Source organism: Acinetobacter piscicola (assembly GCF_002233755.1).
GTDB classification, from domain to species: domain Bacteria; phylum Pseudomonadota; class Gammaproteobacteria; order Pseudomonadales; family Moraxellaceae; genus Acinetobacter; species Acinetobacter piscicola.
Genome location: NZ_NIFO01000004.1, coordinates 197,653 through 213,564, shown reverse-complemented (window position 1 = coordinate 213,564; position 15,912 = coordinate 197,653). Strand labels below are relative to the sequence as shown.

Below are 15,912 nucleotides of genomic sequence, written 5' to 3'. Positions count from 1 at the left end.
AATGAAATCATCGATCGAAGAATCAAAAAATATTTCTAAATTAGGATTAAACCTCATGCCAGCATATAAAGCTCCCGTCCGAGATATTCGTTTTTTAATGAATGAAGTTTTCGACTATCCTGCACATTATAAAACTTTATCGATTGGCGAAAATGCCGATGCAGATACAGTCGATATGATTATTGAAAGCGCAGCGGATTTTTGTGAAAATGTACTTTCTCCTTTGAACCAGTCAGGTGATCAGGAAGGTTGTCATTTTAAAGATGGTGAAGTTACAACACCTAAAGGCTTTAAAGAAGCCTATGACCAATTCGTTCAAGGTGGATGGCAAGGTCTTTCTTACCCAGAAGAATTTGGTGGCCAAGGCTTACCAATGTCTTTAAATTTAGTTAAATCTGAAATGATGGGTACTGCAAACTGGTCTTTCACCATGTATCCAGGTTTAAGTATGGGTTGTATGAATACCATCATGCAATTCGGTACAGATGAGCAAAAAAATACCTATATGCCACACCTGACTGCGGGTACTTGGTCTGGTACGATGTGTTTAACTGAACCACAATGTGGTACAGACTTAGGCCAAGTAAAAACTAAAGCAGAACCAAAAGAAGATGGTACTTATGCAATCACAGGGACTAAAATCTTTATCTCTGCGGGTGAGCATGATTTAACTGAAAACATTATTCATATCGTACTTGCGCGTCTTCCAGATGCACCTGCAGGTACGCGTGGTATTTCATTATTCATCGTTCCTAAGTTCATTCCAACTGCAGATGGCGGTGTAGGTGAGCGTAATCCTGTAACGTGTGGCTCGATTGAACACAAAATGGGTATCCATGCAAATGCAACTGCAGTACTCAACTTTGATGCTGCAACAGGTTACCTCATTGGAGAAGTGAACAAAGGTTTACATGCAATGTTCACGTTTATGAACACTGCACGTATTGGTACTGCTGTTCAAGGTCTTGCACATGCTGAATTGTCATTCCAAGGTGCTTTACCGTATGCAAAAGAGCGTATGTCTATGCGTGCGCTTTCTGGTAAAAAAGATCCAGAGCGTGTTGCTGATGCGATCATCCATCATGCAGACGTACGTCGTATGTTATTGACTCAAAAAGCGATTGCTGAAGGCGGTCGTTCAATGATTTATCATGCTGCTCAACTTGCAGACAAAATGGCTGATGCACTTGCTCAAGGCGATCAAGCTAAATTTGATGAATATGATGACAAATTAGGTTTCTATACACCAATCCTGAAAGGTTTCTTAACTGAAATGGGCTTGGAAGCTGCGAATCATGGTATGCAAGTTTTTGGTGGCCATGGCTATATCAAAGAACATGGTATGGAACAAATCGCACGTGATGCACGTATTTCAACATTGTACGAAGGTACAACTGGCGTACAAGCATTAGATTTAATCGGTCGTAAAGTTTTACTTTCTTCTAAAGGTAAAGTTGTTCGTGAATACACGGCTGAAATCTTGAGATTCTGTGGTCAACATGCACGTAACAAGTATATGCGTCGTTTTGCATGGGATCTTACTAAAATCTGTGCACAGTGGAATGCATTAACTGTTCGCATCATGCTTGCAGCACGTAAAGACCGTGACATCGTTTCTTCTGCTTCTGTAGATTTCTTGATGTTCTCTGGTTATGCAATGATGGCTTATTACTGGGCTCAACAAGCAGCTGTAGCATCTGAAAAGCTTGCTTCTGGTGAAGGCGCTGAAGTTCCTGAATTCTATAAAGCTAAAATCAAAGTTGCTGATTTCTACTTTGAACAATTATTGCCTCGTTCACAAGGTCATGCTGAATCTATGGTTAATCCATCGAAAACAATGATGTCTTTAGAAGCTGAACATTTTAGTTTTGACTACTAAGTTTTAAACTTTTGATGTGATGAAAGAGCGCTTAGGCGCTCTTTTTGTTTGGTTTTAATTTTTTTGAAAGTAGATATTAAGACGACTTGATAAAAATAATCACTTTTATATTGGTTTTTTAACGTTATTTAACTTAAAGTTTTTTGATATGCACAACAGAATCAAACTTAAAGTACCATTTAGTTTTCGGACTTTTTTGATTACTTTTACTATGAATAACTAAAAACCTAATATTTAGGAAAATAAATTATGGATTTACTAAAAACACATGTTGATGTTCGTTCAGATAACTTTCCATTAACAAGCGCTGAGCTTGAAAAATGGGAAGGGCAAATTGGAGGAGAATTGGAGGAGAATTGTTAGCTAAATTTTTGTCGGAACAATTTAGTCATTATGATTTACCAATAGCTGGTTATCATGATGAAGACTGGGGCTATTACCTTTCATTTGTTAATGAAAATTATAAACATATCTTTATTGGGTGTAATCGTTATGAGCAAAATGATAATGTTTTTTTAATCTTCATTAACCCAGCCAAACCAATAATAAAAAAGGGTTTCTTTAAAAAAATTGATATTTCTACACAATTAAATCATGTATCTAAAGTATTAGAAGGGATTTTATCTGATTCGACCTTTTTTTATAATATTCGATGGTGGACTACTGAGGAAATGAAAACTGTCCTATGATGATTAATATTTCGCATTCACAGCCAACATAATACAACATGTACAAAATCAATAATTACAGTTACCATTTCTATCAAATATTCTAGTACTAACGTAGATTTAGGGCTTTAACAACTTTAATGATTTTAAACCACTAAATAAACGCTTCTAACACTGAGTTTAGAAATACATGACCTTGCTCAGTACATGCCAAACGATTTTGATCATCTACCATCAGCTTGCGCGCACGCAATCCGTTCACGGCTTTATCCAAAGCACTAAGCTCTAAACCTGTACGTTGTTGATAAATATCAGCCTGTACACCCTCATTTAAACGCAAAGCATTCATCATAAATTCAAAAGGCATCTCATCATTTTCAATCCGATGATATTGCACATGCTCAGCAGGGACCTTGGCTAAATAATCTTTCGGTAAACGTGTTTTTTGGAAACGATAAACACCATCTGGCTGCGTTACCTTGCCATGTGCCCCTGCCCCAATCGCCAAATAATCACCAAATTGCCAATAATTTAAATTATGTGCAGATGGTTTTTCCTTACGCCACGCAGACACTTCATAATTGATAAAACCGTTGGCTTGTAAATAAGCTTCACCTTGCTCTTGAATCGTTTCAAGCACATCATCCAGAGGTAAAATCGGTTGGGTACGGAAAAATACAGTATTTGGTTCAATGGTCAATTGATACCACGAGATATGCGTTGCACCATTTTCCACAGCCAATTTTAAGTCCAATAAGGCTTGCTCTAAAGTCTGTTCAGGCAATCCATGCATCAAGTCAACATTGATCCGCTGAAAGCCTGCTTCTTTGGCAAGTTGAATCGCAGAAATTGCATCGTTATTTGAATGAATACGACCTAATTTTTGTAAATGGTCGGTATTAAAACTTTGTACACCTATCGATAAACGATTAATTCCTGCTTCGAGATATCCTGCAAATGGATCGTGTTCAACTGTTCCAGGATTGGCTTCTAAAGTAATTTCACATCCCTCTTCAAAAGCCAAATAACTTTTTAATTGTGAAAATAACCATTGGTAGCCTTTGGCAGAAATCAGTGAGGGTGTTCCTCCACCAATAAAAACACTATGAATTTTACGACCTTGTGCAAAATCAATTTGAGTTTTAAAGTCCTCAACCAAGGCCTGTAAATATTCTTGTTCTAAATCTAATGATAATTTCCCATCAGGCACGGCATGTGAGTTAAAGTCACAATAAGGACATTTGCGCACACACCAAGGCATGTGAATATATAAAGACAAAGGTACATCGTGAGGATTTAAATCAGCCAAGGAACAAGCTCAAAGCAATATGGAAGAATGAATGATTTTAACATGACTTGAGGCTGAGGATGCGCACAAGCCATCAATTTACTTCCTGTAAATGTACAAGCTAAAAATAAAGGTGAATAAAATGATAAAACTATCGAGCCAACTGTTACTGCTTTTGCCTTTAGCCATGGGAATTGGGATTGCCATGACCTTTCAAACGGCGATCAATACCCAATTACGTGAATATCTTCACTCACCACTACAAGCTGCCCTTTTATCCTTTTTAGTTGGTACAATAGTGCTCGCCGTATTTGTGTTTTTTCAATCACAGCCTAAACCATCACTTACACAGTTCGCTCAAATTCCATGGTATCTCTGGCTTGGTGGCTGTTTAGGTGTTTATGCGATTAGTATCAGTATTTATGCTGCACCAAAGCTTGGATTTTTAACACTTTTTGGATTAATTATTTTTGGTCAAATTTCTATGTCGATGGTGATGGATCAGTTTGGATTATTAGGCGTAGAAAAAACACCGATTAACTGGCAACGTCTTTTAGGTAGCGTGGTGATTTTTTTTGGTGTGCTTCTCACTCTACAACGCTAACCATTCTTTTAATTTAAGCACATTTAAAACGAGTAAATTTTGTGTCGAATACTGCTGTCACAACTACCCGCTTTGAATTAAAGCAACTTTTTCATTTGATGTTTCCGATATTAATCACCCAATTCGCTGCTGCTGGCTTCGGGTTGATTGATACCATCATGGCTGGACATATGTCCGCAGAAGATTTGGCTGCAATTGCAGTTGGCGTAGGTTTATGGATTCCTATTTTATTGCTTTTTAGTGGCATCATGATTGCAACCACACCTTTGGTTGCAGAAGCCAACGGCGCACGTACCCCTGAAAAAATTCCGTCTATTGTTCGTCAATCTTTATGGGTTGCGTTATTGCTTGGCATTATCGCCATGCTTATTTTACAAACCATGCCGTTGCTGTTGCCTTTACTTGGCGTGCCTGAGTCTTTATTGCCTAAAGCCAGTTTATTTTTACATGCCATCGCTTTTGGTATGCCTGCATACACCATGTATTCAACCTTACGTGGCTATTCAGAGGCATTAGGCTATCCTCGTCCAATTACACTGATCAGTTTATTGGCACTGCTTGTACAAATTCCTCTGAATTTTATTTTCATGTACGGTCTTGGGCCAATTCCACATTTAGGAAGTGCAGGCTGCGGTTTTGCAACAGCCATTTTGCAATGGATCATGTTCATTACCCTGAGTTTGTACATTTTCAAAGCAAAACGTTATCAAGCAACTCAGCCCTTAAAAGTTTTTGAGAAGATGGACAGCGCATTAATCAAACGGATTCTAAAACTTGGACTTCCAATTGGTTTAGCTATTTTCTTTGAAGTGAGTATTTTTAGCACGGGTGCAATCATTCTCAGTCCGCTTGGTGAGGTGACTGTTGCAGCGCACCAAATTGCGATTTCTGTCACATCACAATTGTTTATGATTCCAATGTCTTTGGCACTCGCACTGACCATTCGCACAGGAACGTATTATGGTGAAAAGAATTGGATCGCGATGCGTAAAGTACAAAAAATTGGACTGATCACAGGGACATTATTTGCACTGGTGACCATGCTGTTGATGTGGTTATTACGTCCGTTGATCGTATCTGCATACACCAGTGATTATGATGTTTCACAAGTTGCGATTTATCTGATTTTATTTGCGATTGCCTACCAACTCATGGATGCATGGCAAGTGAGTGCCGCAGGTTGCTTACGGGGTATGCAAGACACCAAAGGCCCAATGTGGATCACCATGATTGCGTATTGGGTCATTGCATTTCCAGTCGGTATTTATCTTGCACGTTATACAGACATGGGCGCAGCAGGCGTTTGGGTCGGTTTAATTGTAGGATTAAGCATTGCCTGTGTTTTATTGCTGATGCGTTTATATATGAATAATAAGCGCTTAAGTCAGGCTTAATCTGTAACATTCAAAAATAATGCTGTTTATGACAGCATTATTTTTTCAGTATGTGAATCTATCACCTGTACATTTTTATAGTGCTTCTTAAATACTTTTGTATTTCTAAGTTTTACAAATAAACCGCTAATTTTTCTCAAATTGAAGCTGGTAAGCTCGCTGAAACTGTTCTGATAATTCTGACTCATCAACAGCATCTTTGACAATCGCCTGCCCGACGATTACATCTGTTCCATTAAATGTCATGGTTGGCGCACCATACAAAGCAAACCCTTCATTCAAAGCTTTGCTCACTCTTGCACAAAAATGCACATCATCTTTACCTGTTAAATAACGATAAACTTTCATAAACAACAAATTAATTAAAAGATTGTGAATATTCTAAATCAAAATGATGCCAATAAATGAATAAAAGCCCAGTCAAAACTGAACCCATAAAGAATAGCCAAACAGAAACAAACATTTAACAATTTAAAGTAGGCAGTTTAAGAATTGTCGCCTATGATCAAAATCAATCACACGCATGATCCAAATTAAAGGATGCTCACGAATGTCTAAAAATACCAGTACACCCGGTCGCCGCTTTATGAAGCTTGCCAGTATGACAGCAAGTATTGCGACAAAAACGGTATCTAATTCAATTCGTAACTTTAATGCAGATGAAGAACAAAAAAATGAAGCGCGTAGCAAACTATTTCAAGATATTGGTGTCCAAATTGCAGACACTTTAGGTGAAATGAAAGGCGCAGTGATGAAAGTCGGACAGATTGCATCACAGTACAAAGATATTTTCCCACCAGAAGTGGCACGTGCGATTGCTAAATTACAACGCCAAGCACCTGCAATGCCTTTTGCTGAAATCAAGCAACAAGTTGAAAAAGAACTGGGCAAACCACTCAATCAGATTTTTAGATATTTTGAAGAACAACCCTTTGCTGCCGCTTCAATTGGACAAGTACATAAAGCCACTTTACCCAATGGCACAGAAGTTGTGGTTAAAGTTCAATATCCGGGCGTCGACGAAGCCTGTGAGAGTGATCTGAAACAAGTTCGTTTAGCTTTACGCTTAATGGGCGTCTTAAAGGTAGATAAGAAACTTCAAGATCGCTTATTTAAAGAAATCCAATACAGTTTGCACGAAGAACTCAATTACGAAATTGAGGCGCAAAATTTACAAGTATTTAAGACTTTTCATCAAGCTTTGGATAGTAAAATTATTATCCCAAAAGTCTACACAGAATATTCAAGTCGTCGGATTTTAACGCTCAGCCTAGAAAAAGGTGAAAGTATTGAGACTGCGAGCACATGGGATCTTGCGGTACGCAATGATATCGGTCGTCGACTGATTCGAGCTTTAGGGCAAGAAATCTTTTTCTTGAAACGTTTTCATTGTGACCCTCATCCTGGCAATTTCGCATTTCGTGAAGATGGTAGTGTGATCATTTATGACTTTGGTGGAGTTAAAACTTTATCCAATGACATTATTAGTCATTTTAAAAGTTTAGTTCGTGCTGCACGTCAGCAAGATATCGTGACCATTGAAAATCATCTAATGGATTTAGATGCACTTGCAGAAAAAGATAAGTTCCCAGAAGAGCTGTATAAAGCTTGGCTCGAAGTTCTATTACGCCCACTCACGACTCACTATGATTTTGCTGAAAATTCTGCACATCATGATGGTATGAAATTGGTGAAAAAATCACTTAAATATTGGGATGTATTTAAACCTTCTCCAGATACTTTAATGGTGAATCGAACCATTTCAGGACAATATTGGAACTTAATTCATTTAAAAATGAATGACAATTTAAACAATCTATTTGAAGAACTCGTTCCATCTATTGATTAGCAACACTTATTTAGAGAGTTGTTTAAGCAATTTTGTTGTGATTATTCAGCAAGCCTTTTATTGATATTGAAAATGTCGATTTGACATAAGTACGCCCTAAATGTAATATTATAACATTACATAAATATTTAGGAAAATGAAATGAGAGCGAATATCCATCCTCACTACCAAGAAGTTCTGTTCCATGATACCAACGCCGATGCTTATTTTATTATTGGTAGCACAATACAGACTAAGCAAGCTAAGGAATATCAAGGGAAAACATACCCCTATGTAACACTTGATATCTCAAGTGCATCACATCCTTTCTATACAGGCGAAGTGCGTCAAGCCAGTAATGAAGGACGTGTGGCAAGCTTTCATAAACGTTTTGCTCGTTTTAAACGTTAATTAAGTATTGTTAATGTTGATTTAAGAATATATTTTTATAGTGAAAATAGATTTGAAGTCTAAGCAATATATCCTCCTGCTTAGACTTCTTTTTTTATGCAAAAGCTTTTATTATTTTGTAGATAAAATCATTTGGAAAACATAAAAACCAATAGCTAACCCAATGACACCAACCAATACACTTGAAAAGGTATAAGCCAAAGCTATAGGCAATTGACCTTGGCGAATCAGTTGAAAAGTTTCTAAACCAAAACTGGAAAATGTGGTAAATCCACCCAAAATTCCAACCATTAAAAACAGTCGAGTTTCACTTTGTAGTACAGGATATTTCTGAGTAAATGCAAAAAATACTCCTGCTAAAAAACATCCCAATACGTTGACAGACCATGTCGTCCATGGAAATAAACTCTGTGGTTTAGAAATAATGAATCCTGCCCCATAGCGTAAACTTGCACCTATAGCACCACCACATGCGACAAGAAGCCAATTCATTTCCACAGCACTCCTGAAATTTAATGTGTATAAATACAAACTTATCCACAGCTTAGCATGTGAGTCATGGAGAATCTATTTCAATGGATATTCATTTTGCACATAAAAGTCCAATTCAGGTACAACAAAAGCAAAAACATCTTGCTCATTTACACCCCATTCTTTTAACAGCGGACAGTGAATCTTAAGAGCTTGCGCAGCTTGAATTTGGCTAAAATCAAAAGGCATTTCAATATCACCTTGCGACAATTTTATCGGCTGATCTACCCATTCCACCCAAGCATGATCTTGGTCAACTAGACTTCGTACAGCTTCATCCCAACAAGAAAATAACGGTCGCCATGCTTCAGGCAAGTGCTTTTCAGTGTCTATTTTCACAACACTATACAACTGATATTGTTGATTAATACTGAAAGTCGTATGAATTTTTTGATCTTCGGAAAAATGTTCAAATGCTTTTGCATACTGTGCAGGCATTGCATCACTGGCCAATCGTCCACTCAACACATAAAGCATTTGATCAACGATCACTTGTTCAAAAATTACGGTTTTTTCTTGCTGAGCAGGATCAATATAAAATCGCCAATTACTTTGCTTCGGAGATGGCATGAATTTTCTAAACCATCCTAAAAAAGAAAAACCAAAATGTTCATGCTGATAGGTCAATATTGTAAAAACAGTTTTACTTTGCTTTTCCCATAAGGTCACAGATTGCGGATAACGTGAACGCACTTGATCTATATCGACCAACCACGATAAATAAACAATATTTTTAACACGGCTTTGTAGTTTGAAAAAAGGCAAAAACCGCATCACAAAACGGCGAAAATTGAGTAAAAAACCAAGATGGACAATAAAAGCTATACCTTTTTCAATCAAACCACTACGCTGATTTTTATAAGTATGGCGACTCATCTATAGCTTCCTATAACAAACACATCAGCCAATATATTTCTAAAATACAATGTTATTTGCATGCAGTCTGAAAATCTTGATGTCGAATCGGTGAATTTACTCAGTGCTGAAACATATTATGTTGAGCGACTTAGCATAATCAATTTAAGCAGTAGAAAAATCCAGATAAAAATTAATTTGCGACAACCTTAACCATTAGCAGTAAGGATGGAAATAAGATCGATGACATTTTATAGAGAATAGATTGAAGTTTAGGCGCATCTTTTTGGCTCTTCATCACTTTGTCTTTATAGTAAAGGCCTGCAAAAAATGAACAAAGAAGAAACATTACAAAGGGTATTGTAAAGAGTTGCGGTTTGTCTGAGCTAAACAATAATAGAGAAAAGAAACCCAGCCCATAAAATATAAAAAATAGATTTTTATTCATAAAATCCCCTCATGCAATTAACTATATTTGGAATAATCCCAAACGCTTTTCAATAAAACCTTTATGTATTCAAGCTAGAATGCACTTCTTATTAAGTTTTATTGATGACACATATTTTGATTATGATACTTTTTAATCAATTCTCTAAATTATTTATCACAATGAATCCCGATATGTCAAAAAATATCATCAGCTTACATGGATAAAATTTATTGTCATAAAAATCAAAAATTTACATTCAATCAAAAGACAACATATTGATAATACGTTATTTAAAAGGTAAAGAAGTTTGTATTATTCCTACTTATAGTGATGTTGATGAAGCAAATTTTCGCTATGATGTAGCCGTATTTGATTTTAGAAAATTTTGGGAATACACCATGACTCAACAATTATTAACACAACTCCAAGTAGGCAATGCAAAATTTGCAGATGTAATTGCTTTTATCGAAGCTCGTTATACACATACTCCAACAGCATTCCAAAATGGACAGCAACACAATGCTGCAACTGAAAACCAAGGTAGTGCTAAAGTATTTTCTTTTGCCCAAATCAACGATCTAGATCAACAACAAACTTTAAATTTATTTGCTGAGCACTATGCTGCGGTGTTAGCAACACCTGAGGCAACTGACCATCAAAACATTCGCCAGTTTATGCTAAATGGTTGGGACGGCATTCAATTTGAAGGACAAGCTTTAACGACTAAATAAGCATTTCTTATCTTCTATCTCGTTCTAAAATAAGCAGAAAGGGATCTAACGATCCCTTTTCAAACGCTAATGATGAATAATAATGTTCATTTAAGGACGTTCATCATACTGCGGTAGGTTATCGCAAATGGTATCCCACTCCGCTTTATGAGCCACAAAAATATGCATACTTGGTTTGTGTTCAAGTAGCGTATCCAAAGTCCCTATTCTTAAACGATAGGTGTCTGGTGTTTCTGTTTTAATACTCATAATCGGTGAGCCGCATTCACTACAAAAACAACGTTGTGTCGTCGCTGTAGATGCAAATTTCTTTAATAAGTTTTCACCTTTTACAATTTTAAAATCTGCTTTTTGAATAGGTGCATTGGTTGCAAAAGCAGTACCATTGGCTTTACGACAGCGTTGGCAGTGGCATTCAATAATCTCTCCAATTTCCCCATGAATTTCATAGTGAATCCCGCCACACAAACAACTTCCTGTATATAATTTTTCAGCAGACATATATTTATCTCTTGTTTGAAAATATCACCAAACTAGCATAATTTTCTCATTTGAATCGAGACTTATATCTAGGCTTTTTGTATAGATTCAACGTTGAGGAATTGATGTACACCTTGCCCTGCTGCACGCCCAGTTGCAAAACATGCTGTGAGTAAATAACCACCCGTTGGTGCATCCCAATCCAACATTTCACCACAGCAAAACACATAAGGATTCGATTTAAGCTGCAAATGCTCAGTTAAGCCTTGCTGTTTAACTCCACCTGCACAGCTTATCGCTTCATCTATTGGACGAAAGCCATCAAGCTCTATTTTTAAATGTTTAATCTGTTGAGCTAATTTCTCAGGATTACTCCAAAGCGACTTATCCACCAATTCTCGAATCAGATTCGATTTCGCCACATCTAATCCCGCCTTGCGCCAAATGTTATTGGTCGATTGCTTTTTAGATGGCTGTAATTTTTGAATCAATTGTTCTAAGTTTTGATCAGGCAACAAATCCAAGTTTATTTGTAATTTCTGAGATTTTTTTTGTAAAAGACGCAAAGCACGGCCTTGCTTATAAATCAGACCACTTTCCAAACCATAGTGGCTAATAACAATATCCCCTTGGGTTTTCTCAGCATGATCAACCCACGCTTCAACACGCTTTAACGGCTGCCCAAATACAGGTTGCATAAACGTAGACCACGTTCTAACAACCCCTGCATTACTGGCTTGAAAAGGCTCAATTTCATCATGGTTAAGCCATTGCTGCCATGCACCATCACTACCTAAACGTGCCCATGAAACAGCTCCACAAGCAAGGATAATTGCATCAAAGTCTTGCTCAAAAACATGCCCATCTTTTAAATTTTTAATTTTCAATGTTTGTTTTTTTAAGTTTAAGATTTGATGGCGGTAATGAAACTGTACATTTTGCCCAGCTAAACGCTTCAACCACGCTCTTAATAGCGGAGCGGCTTTCATCTCTACAGGAAAAACTCGCCCTGAGCTACCGATATAAGACTCAATACCTAAACCTTGCATCCAGTTTTGAATCCATTGGGCATCCCACTGTTCAATCCACGGTTTAAGCCATTCAGCATGATCATAACGCTGAATAAATTGTTGAATAGGTTCAGCATGAGAAATATTTAAACCTGTTTTTCCTGCCATCAAAAACTTACGTGCTGCTGAAGGCTTTTGCTCAAAAACATGTATTTCATAGTTTTGATTAGGAAGCTGACTCAACACCTCTGCTACCATCAAGCCCGCTGGGCCTGCACCAACAATCGCAATTTTCTTATTCAACATCTGACTTCTCTTCTATCGAAGTTTGCACATTTTTACCCTGCAAAGGCTGAAATTCATCAAAACGTGTCGAATAGTTTGCAGGCTTTTGAATAACCAGCTGCTGACATAATTCGCCACGTTCTAAATATTTAATCTCAAAATGCGTTCGTGCAGAATCTTGAGCAATCACCTGTTTTTCATAAGGTAATTTCCAAACCTCTTTAAGCTGTTGTTCAGCCTCATCAATATATTCAGGAATATTACTGGCCAATGTCACCGTACCATTGCTTTGTAATCTTGAAATTAAAAACTCAAAGAACGGCATGTTCAGCCAACGTTGTGCAGGATTATGCGGTTCAGGATTTGGATAAAGAATAAAAAATTGTTGGATTTGCTTTGGATACAAAGCATGTACCACCCAAGGGATCGCATCTGCATGTAATGGTTTTAGATTGAGTTGTCCTTCAAGCTGATGTTGCTTTTGCATTGCGATGAATTTTTCACGTGTTCTTTCAACTGCAATCAATTTCAGATGCGGATGTTGTCCTGAAAAAAGCAATGCATGTTTGCCTTTGCCTGCACCAATTTCCACACAAATTGGACTATTTTCAATGGATTGAAAATCACGAGGAGCATGCATACGCTGTGCTTGAAATTGACGAATCGGCATAATCAGATCAAACTAAGAAAAATCAACACAAGTTTAACAACTCTTTGCGAGTTTTGCTTTTCAAAATGAGGATTTCAACATGCCTAAATCATTTCCATGCCCAAGATGCGGTACACCAACAACATGGGAAAATAATGAATTTAGGCCCTTTTGCTCAGAGCGTTGTAAGCTCATTGATTTAGGCGCGTGGGCAAGCGAAGATTATAAATTACCGACTGAAGATGCGCCGCAAGAAGAGGATTTATAATTTTTTTTACATTTTTTATAGATAAATTTATCGTTACATAAACTAAACCGAGTTCACTTTGTGTATTTATTAGACACATAATTCATATACTATTCATAATAAATAGCTACTTTAATTAAATCAAAATCATGCATAATGCTGCACTGTTATCATATTTTAAATATAAAGCTAATTATAGCAAATCATCATTATACTTAGGCGTAGGAGTCATAAGATGTATATTGGTCTAAAAATATTTAGTATTCTTTTATCTTTATTGTGCATTTTCTTCACTTTTATCGGCATTTATGCACTTGATTTATCACTTATTTTTGTAGGAATTTTATTCGCTATTTCTATTGTATTAATTACTTTAGAAACCAAAAATAAAGTGAGTAATCCATTCAAAGGACATTAAAAACTGATACTCATTAATTTAACTTAACGTAATTGTTTTAAAAATTTAACCTATGTATAATCACTCACTTAAAGATAAAAATGTTAATTATTTATCAAAAGAGAGTGTTAAAAGTGAAACTATACATAACTTTTAAAACAATAATGAGTGTATTTATGGTTATAGGTGCTGTGTTTTTGGTACTTGGGCTTTATAACCTAGATAGTGCTTTGATTTCAATCGCTTGCTTATTCGCAATTGCAAGTTTTATTCTTAGACTAGAAATGAAAGATCATTTATTTGATCCTTTTGCTTAAATGCCTACTGTTTTAACGGCAACAAGATTGTTTTTATATCACCTTAGCTATGTTTAATAAATAAGTTCATCTTCTCTCATACTTTGAATAAAAAATGGTTCTAGGCTATTCACAAGACTAGAACCATTTTATTGAGATTTGTTTGTATTCAATAGAATACTTAACCTGCTTTACTTGCAACAAATGGGTTGTGTTGTTTCTCAAAACCAATAGTGCTCATAGGCCCATGTCCAGAAATAAATTGTGTTTCATCGGGTAAACTAAAACACTCTCTTTGAATTGAGTCTAAAAGCTGCTGATGATTACCTTTGGGAAAATCTGTACGCCCAATTGACCCTTTGAACAGCACATCACCCGTCCAAAGCACACCATATTTAGCATTATAAAACATAACATGACCTGGTGTATGACCCGGTGCATAACGTACTTCAAATTCTTCTTCACCTAAAGTTAGTTTTTCACCGCCCTCTAACCATTGGTCTACATTCACTGGCTCTGGAACTGGAAAACCATAGCGAGCCGAGACTTCTTGAATCATATCCAACCAGAACAGATCTTCTTTATGTGGCCCAATCACTGGAACATTCCATTCCTTAACCAATGCCCCCACTGCACCAGCATGATCCAAATGACCATGCGTTAACCACAATGCTTTAACCTTTAAACCCAATGCCTCAACTTCTTGTTTCAACTTTTCGGGTTCACCACCTGCATCAATCAAAACTGCCTCTTTAGTTTCAGAATCCCAAACGATTGAACAATTTTGCGCAAATGCAGTAACGGGGACAATTTTGACTTGCAACATAATAATTTCCTCAAAAAAGTTCTGAAAATATCAAACTGCTAAATTAGAGCGTACGGCATCCAATTGAGCTTGTAACAGACTTTCAAATAATTGAATATGATCAGGGCGACCATTTAAAGCAGGAATATAAGCATAAGACTGACCACCTTTGCTCTGGAATAATTCAGCATTTTGAATAGCGAGCTCTTCCAAAGTCTCTAAACAATCAGCAGAAAAAGCTGGGCTGAGCACTTGTACGGAATCAATACCTGATTCTGCCCACTCTACCAATAACTGGTCTGTATAAGGCTTGACCCATTCTTGCTTACCAAAACGAGATTGAAAGCTAATCGCCCATTGGTCATCGGCTAAACCTAGTGCTTGCGCAACTTTAAGCGCTGTCACTCGACAGCGATCTGCATAAGGATCACCCCGATCTGCATAAGGCTGTGGAATACCATGAAAGGACATCAATAATTTTGAAGCTTGCCCATGTTGCTGTTGGTAATCTCGCACACTATTGGCAAGCGATTGAATATAAAGCGGATGCTGATAATAATCACGAATAAAACTTAAACCCGGAATATTTCTTTGTTTTAACAGCCATTGCGCAACAGCGTCATATAACGGTGCTGTTGATGTCGCGGAATACTGCGGGAATAAAGGCAAAAGAATAATGTGATCATACAGTTTGTGCGATGCATCTTTGAGCACAGTATCGATTCCCGGCTGACCATAAGTCATAGCAGGCACAATATCTAACTCTAAATCGCTATTGCGGCTCAGCAAGCCTTTTTGCAACAAAGCAACTTGTTCAAATAGGATTTCTCGCATAGGAGAGTCATTTGACCAAACTTGTGCATACGCTTCGGCGACACGCTTCGGGCGAAAAGGTAAAACAAAAGCATGTAAAATCAATGCCCAAATTAGTTTAGGAATTTCAATAACACGTTGATCAGACAGAAACTGCTTTAAAAAGGCACGCACCGCCGGTACGGTTGGTGCATCAGGAGTTCCAAGATTTGCTAAAATAATCAAAACTTTAGGTTTAGATATAGACATTTTTACTCAATTTGCACACGATCAAAATCTACACCTTAGCTTAGCAGACTCTTCCACCAAAC

At 37.0% G+C, this 15,912-nt stretch carries 19 protein-coding genes; 10 read left to right on the top strand and 9 right to left on the bottom strand.

The features are described from left to right. Window positions 1–55 precede the first annotated feature (55 nt). Window positions 56–1,879, top strand: coding sequence for an acyl-CoA dehydrogenase C-terminal domain-containing protein (locus CDA10_RS09400; protein WP_089605428.1), 1,824 nt, complete (start codon window positions 56–58; stop codon window positions 1,877–1,879). Between the two features lie 356 nt (window positions 1,880–2,235). Then, entirely contained in the window at window positions 2,236–2,568 is a 333-nt protein-coding gene (locus tag CDA10_RS09395) for a hypothetical protein (RefSeq protein ID WP_228704615.1), read from the top strand. 133 nt (window positions 2,569–2,701) lie between these two features. Here the strand turns inward: CDA10_RS09395 and hemW are convergent, their stop codons facing one another. Beyond that, a complete protein-coding gene (hemW, locus tag CDA10_RS09390) occupies window positions 2,702–3,856 on the bottom strand; it encodes a radical SAM family heme chaperone HemW (RefSeq protein ID WP_089605362.1) in 1,155 nt (384 codons plus the stop codon). Window positions 3,857–3,977: 121 nt separating this feature from the next. On the opposite strand from hemW, the gene CDA10_RS09385 reads away from it, so the two are divergent. Together CDA10_RS09385 and CDA10_RS09380 are read left to right on the top strand one after the other, a co-directional pair. Continuing rightward, on the top strand, window positions 3,978–4,439 hold the full coding sequence (locus tag CDA10_RS09385) for a DMT family transporter (RefSeq protein WP_089605361.1): 462 nt from the start codon (window positions 3,978–3,980) through the stop codon (window positions 4,437–4,439). Between the two features lie 98 nt (window positions 4,440–4,537). Beyond that, a complete protein-coding gene (locus tag CDA10_RS09380; RefSeq protein WP_407640371.1) occupies window positions 4,538–5,833 on the top strand; it encodes an MATE family efflux transporter in 1,296 nt (431 codons plus the stop codon). A gap of 126 nt (window positions 5,834–5,959) precedes the next feature. Here CDA10_RS09380 and CDA10_RS09375 read toward each other — a convergent pair whose 3' ends face one another. Then, the gene (locus CDA10_RS09375) at window positions 5,960–6,181 is read right to left on the bottom strand and encodes a DUF1737 domain-containing protein (protein WP_089605359.1); all 222 of its coding nucleotides are present in this window, start codon (window positions 6,179–6,181) and stop codon (window positions 5,960–5,962) included. 202 nt (window positions 6,182–6,383) lie between these two features. Here CDA10_RS09375 and CDA10_RS09370 point away from each other — a divergent pair, with 202 nt between their 5' ends. Both CDA10_RS09370 and CDA10_RS09365 read left to right on the top strand, forming a co-directional pair. After that, the gene (locus tag CDA10_RS09370) at window positions 6,384–7,682 is read left to right on the top strand and encodes an ABC1 kinase family protein (RefSeq protein WP_089605358.1); all 1,299 of its coding nucleotides are present in this window, start codon (window positions 6,384–6,386) and stop codon (window positions 7,680–7,682) included. A 141-nt stretch (window positions 7,683–7,823) separates the two neighbouring features. Next, a complete protein-coding gene (locus CDA10_RS09365; protein WP_089605357.1) occupies window positions 7,824–8,072 on the top strand; it encodes a type B 50S ribosomal protein L31 in 249 nt (82 codons plus the stop codon). Window positions 8,073–8,183: 111 nt separating this feature from the next. On the opposite strand, the gene crcB is transcribed toward CDA10_RS09365, so the two are convergent. Beyond that, window positions 8,184–8,564 (bottom strand): fluoride efflux transporter CrcB, encoded by a 381-nt coding sequence (gene crcB / locus CDA10_RS09360; RefSeq protein WP_089605356.1) that lies wholly within the window; start codon window positions 8,562–8,564, stop codon window positions 8,184–8,186. 75 nt (window positions 8,565–8,639) lie between these two features. Next, complete coding sequence (locus CDA10_RS09355; RefSeq protein WP_089605355.1) at window positions 8,640–9,479, bottom strand: DUF2071 domain-containing protein; 840 nt, start codon at window positions 9,477–9,479, stop codon at window positions 8,640–8,642. An 807-nt stretch (window positions 9,480–10,286) separates the two neighbouring features. Here CDA10_RS09355 and CDA10_RS09345 point away from each other — a divergent pair. Beyond that, on the top strand, window positions 10,287–10,619 hold the full coding sequence (locus tag CDA10_RS09345) for a HopJ type III effector protein (protein WP_089605427.1): 333 nt from the start codon (window positions 10,287–10,289) through the stop codon (window positions 10,617–10,619). A 90-nt stretch (window positions 10,620–10,709) separates the two neighbouring features. Here the strand turns inward: CDA10_RS09345 and CDA10_RS09340 are convergent, their stop codons facing one another. The 3 genes from CDA10_RS09340 to CDA10_RS09330 all read right to left on the bottom strand — a co-directional run bounded on the left by CDA10_RS09340 (window position 10,710) and on the right by CDA10_RS09330 (window position 13,070). Then, window positions 10,710–11,120 carry a GFA family protein gene (locus CDA10_RS09340; protein WP_089605353.1) on the bottom strand — a complete coding sequence of 137 codons (411 nt, stop codon included), beginning with the start codon at window positions 11,118–11,120 and terminating at the stop codon, window positions 10,710–10,712. 68 nt (window positions 11,121–11,188) lie between these two features. Beyond that, entirely contained in the window at window positions 11,189–12,415 is a 1,227-nt protein-coding gene (locus CDA10_RS09335) for a TIGR03862 family flavoprotein (protein WP_171333968.1), read from the bottom strand. Then, window positions 12,405–13,070 carry a class I SAM-dependent methyltransferase gene (locus CDA10_RS09330; RefSeq protein WP_171333975.1) on the bottom strand — a complete coding sequence of 222 codons (666 nt, stop codon included), beginning with the start codon at window positions 13,068–13,070 and terminating at the stop codon, window positions 12,405–12,407. Before CDA10_RS09330 ends, CDA10_RS09335 begins: the two co-directional genes overlap by 11 nt. Before the next feature lie 73 nt (window positions 13,071–13,143). Here CDA10_RS09330 and CDA10_RS09325 point away from each other — a divergent pair, with 73 nt between their 5' ends. The 3 genes from CDA10_RS09325 to CDA10_RS16825 all read left to right on the top strand — a co-directional run bounded on the left by CDA10_RS09325 (window position 13,144) and on the right by CDA10_RS16825 (window position 14,004). After that, window positions 13,144–13,311, top strand: coding sequence for a DNA gyrase inhibitor YacG (locus CDA10_RS09325; RefSeq protein ID WP_089605351.1), 168 nt, complete (start codon window positions 13,144–13,146; stop codon window positions 13,309–13,311). Window positions 13,312–13,525: 214 nt separating this feature from the next. After that, window positions 13,526–13,708: a hypothetical protein gene (locus tag CDA10_RS09320; RefSeq protein WP_089605350.1), complete on the top strand. Its 183-nt coding sequence runs from the start codon at window positions 13,526–13,528 to the stop codon at window positions 13,706–13,708. 155 nt (window positions 13,709–13,863) lie between these two features. Beyond that, window positions 13,864–14,004, top strand: a complete 141-nt coding sequence (locus tag CDA10_RS16825) for a hypothetical protein (protein ID WP_157909350.1) — start codon at window positions 13,864–13,866, stop codon at window positions 14,002–14,004. 160 nt (window positions 14,005–14,164) lie between these two features. On the opposite strand, the gene CDA10_RS09315 is transcribed toward CDA10_RS16825, so the two are convergent. Both CDA10_RS09315 and hemH read right to left on the bottom strand, forming a co-directional pair. Continuing rightward, window positions 14,165–14,809 carry an MBL fold metallo-hydrolase gene (locus CDA10_RS09315; protein WP_089605349.1) on the bottom strand — a complete coding sequence of 215 codons (645 nt, stop codon included), beginning with the start codon at window positions 14,807–14,809 and terminating at the stop codon, window positions 14,165–14,167. Between the two features lie 30 nt (window positions 14,810–14,839). Then, window positions 14,840–15,850 carry a ferrochelatase gene (gene hemH, locus CDA10_RS09310; protein ID WP_089605348.1) on the bottom strand — a complete coding sequence of 337 codons (1,011 nt, stop codon included), beginning with the start codon at window positions 15,848–15,850 and terminating at the stop codon, window positions 14,840–14,842. Between the last annotated feature and the right edge of the window lie 62 nt (window positions 15,851–15,912).

Coding starts and splice junctions, on each gene's coding strand:
- CDA10_RS09385 (WP_089605361.1), top strand. CDS start 3,978: ATGATAAAACTATCGAGCCAACTGTTACTGCTTTTGCCTTTAGCCATG.
- CDA10_RS09325 (WP_089605351.1), top strand. CDS start 13,144: ATGCCTAAATCATTTCCATGCCCAAGATGCGGTACACCAACAACATGG.
- crcB (WP_089605356.1), bottom strand. CDS start 8,564: ATGAATTGGCTTCTTGTCGCATGTGGTGGTGCTATAGGTGCAAGTTTA.
- hemH (WP_089605348.1), bottom strand. CDS start 15,850: ATGTCTATATCTAAACCTAAAGTTTTGATTATTTTAGCAAATCTTGGA.
- CDA10_RS09315 (WP_089605349.1), bottom strand. CDS start 14,809: ATGTTGCAAGTCAAAATTGTCCCCGTTACTGCATTTGCGCAAAATTGT.
- CDA10_RS09355 (WP_089605355.1), bottom strand. CDS start 9,479: ATGAGTCGCCATACTTATAAAAATCAGCGTAGTGGTTTGATTGAAAAA.
- CDA10_RS16825 (WP_157909350.1), top strand. CDS start 13,864: ATGGTTATAGGTGCTGTGTTTTTGGTACTTGGGCTTTATAACCTAGAT.
- CDA10_RS09340 (WP_089605353.1), bottom strand. CDS start 11,120: ATGTCTGCTGAAAAATTATATACAGGAAGTTGTTTGTGTGGCGGGATT.
- CDA10_RS09400 (WP_089605428.1), top strand. CDS start 56: ATGCCAGCATATAAAGCTCCCGTCCGAGATATTCGTTTTTTAATGAAT.
- CDA10_RS09375 (WP_089605359.1), bottom strand. CDS start 6,181: ATGAAAGTTTATCGTTATTTAACAGGTAAAGATGATGTGCATTTTTGT.
- CDA10_RS09320 (WP_089605350.1), top strand. CDS start 13,526: ATGTATATTGGTCTAAAAATATTTAGTATTCTTTTATCTTTATTGTGC.
- CDA10_RS09380 (WP_407640371.1), top strand. CDS start 4,538: ATGTTTCCGATATTAATCACCCAATTCGCTGCTGCTGGCTTCGGGTTG.
- CDA10_RS09335 (WP_171333968.1), bottom strand. CDS start 12,415: ATGTTGAATAAGAAAATTGCGATTGTTGGTGCAGGCCCAGCGGGCTTG.
- CDA10_RS09345 (WP_089605427.1), top strand. CDS start 10,287: ATGACTCAACAATTATTAACACAACTCCAAGTAGGCAATGCAAAATTT.
- CDA10_RS09365 (WP_089605357.1), top strand. CDS start 7,824: ATGAGAGCGAATATCCATCCTCACTACCAAGAAGTTCTGTTCCATGAT.
- CDA10_RS09370 (WP_089605358.1), top strand. CDS start 6,384: ATGTCTAAAAATACCAGTACACCCGGTCGCCGCTTTATGAAGCTTGCC.